This is a genomic window from Streptomyces sp. NPDC093984 (genome assembly GCF_044764595.1).
Lineage (GTDB): Bacteria > Actinomycetota > Actinomycetes > Streptomycetales > Streptomycetaceae > Streptomyces > Streptomyces cynarae.
This window is the reverse complement of sequence record NZ_JBIWIM010000045.1, coordinates 1-4,423: the sequence shown is the minus strand read 5'-3', so window position 1 is coordinate 4,423 and position 4,423 is coordinate 1. Positions and strand designations below refer to the sequence as shown.

The 4,423-nt window shown below is 70.6% G+C and carries 3 protein-coding genes; 2 read left to right on the top strand and 1 reads right to left on the bottom strand.

All coding sequences use genetic code 11. From position 1 onward, the window contains the following. Positions 1 to 162: 162 nt before the first annotated feature. Positions 163 to 1,206: a hypothetical protein gene (locus ACIRC0_RS39615; RefSeq protein WP_403626985.1), complete on the top strand. Its 1,044-nt coding sequence runs from the start codon at positions 163 to 165 to the stop codon at positions 1,204 to 1,206. Positions 1,207 to 1,215: 9 nt separating this feature from the next. Beyond that, the gene (locus tag ACIRC0_RS39610) at positions 1,216 to 1,707 is read left to right on the top strand and encodes a hypothetical protein (protein WP_403626982.1); all 492 of its coding nucleotides are present in this window, start codon (positions 1,216 to 1,218) and stop codon (positions 1,705 to 1,707) included. A gap of 118 nt (positions 1,708 to 1,825) precedes the next feature. On the opposite strand, the gene ACIRC0_RS39605 is transcribed toward ACIRC0_RS39610, so the two are convergent. Beyond that, a partial coding sequence (locus ACIRC0_RS39605; protein WP_403626980.1) for a hypothetical protein occupies positions 1,826 to 4,423 on the bottom strand: 2,598 nt, incomplete at its 5' end.

Genomic DNA, 4,423 nt, shown 5'->3' with positions numbered 1-4,423 from the left:
CATCCGCATACCTCACACACCAGGAGATACAACCAACCGCTCGGCATCACTTGGGACTTTGAGGCGGATCACCCTAACGAGCCGAAGTCAGTATCTGACGACCCGTCCTGGCGCCCTACCGCGACCGTGCACTTGGCCGCAGATCTGACCAGGAGTGACCTCATGATGGACCGCCGCGCTGCGACCCGCGCCCTCGCTGGCGCCGCCCTGTCCGGCGCCGCCCTTCTGGACTCCCTCGAGGGCTGGCTGCAGCCCGCGCCTGCGCCGGAACCTGGGAATCGCCGAGGCCGCATCGGAATGCGGGAGGTGCAAGAGCTGGAAGGTACGGCGCGCGCCTTCCGCGCCTGGGACCATCGCTTCGGCGGAGGCCTGCGTCGAAAGGCCGTTGTGGGGCAGCTGAACGAGGTGGCCAGTCACCTCGAAGAGCACCAGGCGCCGGACATCGAGCGAGGCCTATTCCGGGTGATGGCCTACCTCGGCGGCACGGCCGCGACGATCGCATGGGACTCCGGTCTCCAGCGGCAAGCGCAGGCCTACTACCTGCTCGCGTTGCGCGCAGCGCATGCCGGAGGTGATGCCGCCTTCGGCGCCAACGTGCTCGCGGGCATGGCGAGGCAGATGCTGTACCGGGACCGTCCGCAGGACGCACTCGAACTCGTGCACGTTGCTCAGAAAGGGGCGGGGAGAAAGGCGGGAGCCCGGCTTCGGGCGATGCTGCACACGCGGGAAGCCTGGGCCTACGCGGCGCTGGGGCGCCCGTCCGCCTTCAGACGTGCCACCGAGGAGGCAGCTGAAGCTCTCGCCGACGCCGAAACGGATGATGAGCCGTACTGGATTGCGTACTTCGACGAAGCCGAGCTGGCGGGTGTGACCGGCGGGCGACTTCTAGAAATGGCCCGGCAACAGCCCAAAGAGCACGCCGAGGCAGCCGCGGACTCCATCCGCCAGGCTGTGAAGCGACGAGGTCCGGAGGCGGGACGCAGTCACGCTCTCGACATGATCGGTCTGGCGGAGTGCCACTTCCTCATGGGTGACGTGGTCGGCGCCGTCGACCACACACAGCACGCCGTCGAGGCTGCGGCCCGTACCCAGTCCACCCGCGTCCGCGCCCAGCTCAGCCAGTTGTACCCATACACCGTCGGCCGGAGCGTCTCGCCGCGCGTCGCGGAAGTCCGCACAATGGTCCGCGACCTGCTGTCGAACTGAGGGAGAATCGTGACCGCGATCGCCGTGACTGGGCATATGGACCTGACCGACGCTAGCGTGCCGCTCGTGCGCGATGCGTTGAGGGAGACGCTGAAGCAGTATGCCGCGGACGGTGACCTGGTCGGCATCTCGTGCATCGCCAAAGGCTCCGACAGCCTGTTCGCTGAAGCTGTGCTGGATCTCGGCGGCCGTCTGGTTGCGGTGATCCCCTCGAAGGACTACCGGCAGAACAAGGTCAAGTCCGATCACGCCGAGACCTTCGACCGACTGGTGGGATCCGCCGCCGAGGTCCTCATCCTGGACCATGACACCGCGAACCGCTCCGCGTACGAGGACGCCAACCGCACGCTCCTGCAGCGCGCTGATCGCCTTGTCGCCGTCTGGAACGGCGAGCCACCGTCCGGCAAGGGCGGCGGGACTGCAGACACCGTCCTCGAAGCCAGGGATTCCGGACTGCCGGTGGACGTTGTATGGCCGGACGGGGCGGCGCGACGGAACTGAGATTCCCCCCCCATCCCGTGAGGCAGATGCCTGGGGCTTGGGCGAACTGCTCGCCTACGCGGCCCGGGACGTTGCCCGCGGCCAGTAGCGCGCACCGTGCGGCCCTGCGCACCCACGGCTACAGAGCTTTGCGTACCGCCGTGTCCGAGCCGTTGAGGAGTTGGTTGATGAGCTGAGAAGTCTCGATCTCCAGTGAGCAGTCCAAATCCCGGTTGACCTGTTGCACGCGGGTGATCGTGGTGTGCAGCCCTTGCCGGTTGCCGGCGGCATGTTCGATCCGCATCCAGTCCCGGTACAGCAGCTCTGCGGTGTCGTCGACGTCGAGGCCGGTTGCGACGGCCTGGCGGGCGGCGTTGAGGTCGTGGTGGGGGCCTGCGGGGGTGCGGTGGGTGGCGACGGTGTGTGCGATGTCGATGATCCGGGTGATCATTTCTTGCTGGTGGGGCTCGGCCCAGGGCAGGGGCCGGCCGCCGAATGGTTTGCCCCGCACCAGGGACAGCGCTTTCTCGAGGTCGGGCAGGCCGGATGGGCCCAGCGGTAGCGCGCGTTCGGCGAGTTGGAGGAAGCGGGTCCAGTCGCAGCGCACGCTGGGAGCGAGCCGGTAGGGGTCCTCGCCGGCCTTGCGGCGCGGGACGTAGAGGTTGCCGGAAGGGTCGCTGCCCAGACAGCTGCGCAGGCCCTGCATTCGTGCGTTGAGGGTGCTGGTGGACCAGGGGCTGACGGGGTCCATGTCGGCACACACCACGTCCGCGCTCCGGCCGGGCCGGAAATACAACAGGGCGGCCAGCTGCGCCATCCTGGGGCCGTGACCGGTGCTGTCCACGCCCGTCACCTCGACTGGCCCCAGCACCCGGATCTCCGGGGCGTGCAGATCCTGCGCCTCGCACTCTTCCCCTTCCGGCACCGCGGGCTCCTCGAGGACGGCCGCCGGGACGTCGGCCTTCGCCGCCTGTGCCGTGCCGATGGAGTCCGCAGCGGCCGGGGACGCCGGGGCCGGAGACAGCGCTGCTTCGGTGCCCGGTCCGGTTTCGTCGTCGAGTTGGGTCGACGATGCGGTGGGGGAGAGGAGACGGAGCCCGGACGGATCGGTGCTGGCGGCGAGCAGGGCCGGGAAGACCTCGCTGCTCACGTCCGTTGCCGCCGCCGGTGACGGGATCGAGGCGGCAGTGGTTGCGGGCGCCGGCTTTTCCGGCGATGCCTGTTCGGGCTGCTGCGTGCTGTCGAGCTCGTCCGGGACGTCTTCCCAGGGTCCTTCGGCTGGGTGGGGCGGCTGCCCGGACACTTTCAACGCGGTGGTGATCTGCTGGTAGGCGGCGTGCTCCAGGCACTGCACGGTGATGTCGGTGCGGGCGTAGTCGAGGGTCTGCGGCTCGTTGAGGGAGGCGTTGAGGATCTCCGCCTCGGGGAAGCGGGCGGCCGCGGTGCTCGCCGGGGCGATCAGCGTGACGGGCACCGCCCCCGCCCGGGAGATCACGTCGGCGAACTGCCAGGCGGTGTCCTCGTCCAGGACGGAGGCGCACAGCAGCAGATACGGCTGATGCTGGGTTTCGGGCATCTGGTGTGCTTCGAGCAGGCGTTCGCTCAGATCGCGCAGCGCGTGGTCGGCCTGGCGCATGTGGGCGATCCGGGCGGTGGGCAGCAGCTGCGGCAGGTCCTCGCCGAACCCCACGGTGACGACTTCGATGTCGGCGGCCCACGGGCTCATCGCGAGTTCCAGGGCGAGTGAGGTGCACACCTCGGTGATGTGGACCGGGTTGCCGTCCAGCAGGAGGGCGGGCAGGGCGGCGAGGTTGAGCAGCAGCAGGTCGCCCGCCTGGGTGCTGCCGATCGTGACCAGCCCCGGATACGGCGGGGGCACCTCGCGGGCGGCCTCCTCGTCCAGGAGGGCGGCCTCAGCGGGAAGGACCCACCAGCCGCCCCGCCCGGCGGTGAACGGCGCCACCGGTTCCTGGGCGAGGTCCTCGGGCAGCACCTGGACCGCACGGGTCCCGATCCGGGCGGCCCGCAGCGGCGGCAGGACCGCGTCGTCCTCCTCCTGCTGGGCCACGTGGTGAGCCAGGGTCCGCAGCGCCACGTCCAGGCGGGCAGCGCCGCCCGGCTCGGCGGCCGCTGCCAACTGCGCCTCCGCTGGGGAGGTCTCCGCTGCGATGGCGATCTTCTCGCCCGGCTTGCGGCGTCGGCGCTGCAGCGTCCTGCGCAGGGCGAGCGCACCGGTGACGGCGGCGGCGAGCAGCGCGCCGGCGCCGAGCGCGATCCGCAGGTTCAGCGGGCTGCTGGCCGGAGCCGTCGCCGGGGGCTTGGGCGCGGAGGAGGAGGCAGCGGAGCCGGACGGCTCGGCCGACGCCGACGGCGTGGTGGCAGAAGCCGAGGCGCTGGCGCTGGGCTCGGGTGTCGCGGACGCCGCAGCGGAGGGTGAGGACTGATCCTGTCCGGGCTGCTCGGCCGGGCGACTGGGCGGCGCGGTGGGCGCCGACGACTGCGGTGCAGGCGCCTGGGTCTGGCTGGGTGCGGGCGCTGGTGCATTCCCCGTGCTGTCGCTCGGCGTCTGCGTGTCGTCGGGGTTCTGGGTGGTCGGGGGAGTGGTCTCCTGGCTGCTGGACTCCTCACCGTGGCCTTGGTCTTGGGGCGGCTGGTCGGGCTGGGCGCCGGGCACGGTGACTCGCTGCCCCGCGTAGATGACGTCGGGGTTGGTGATCTCGGGCAGGCCGTGCGGCTG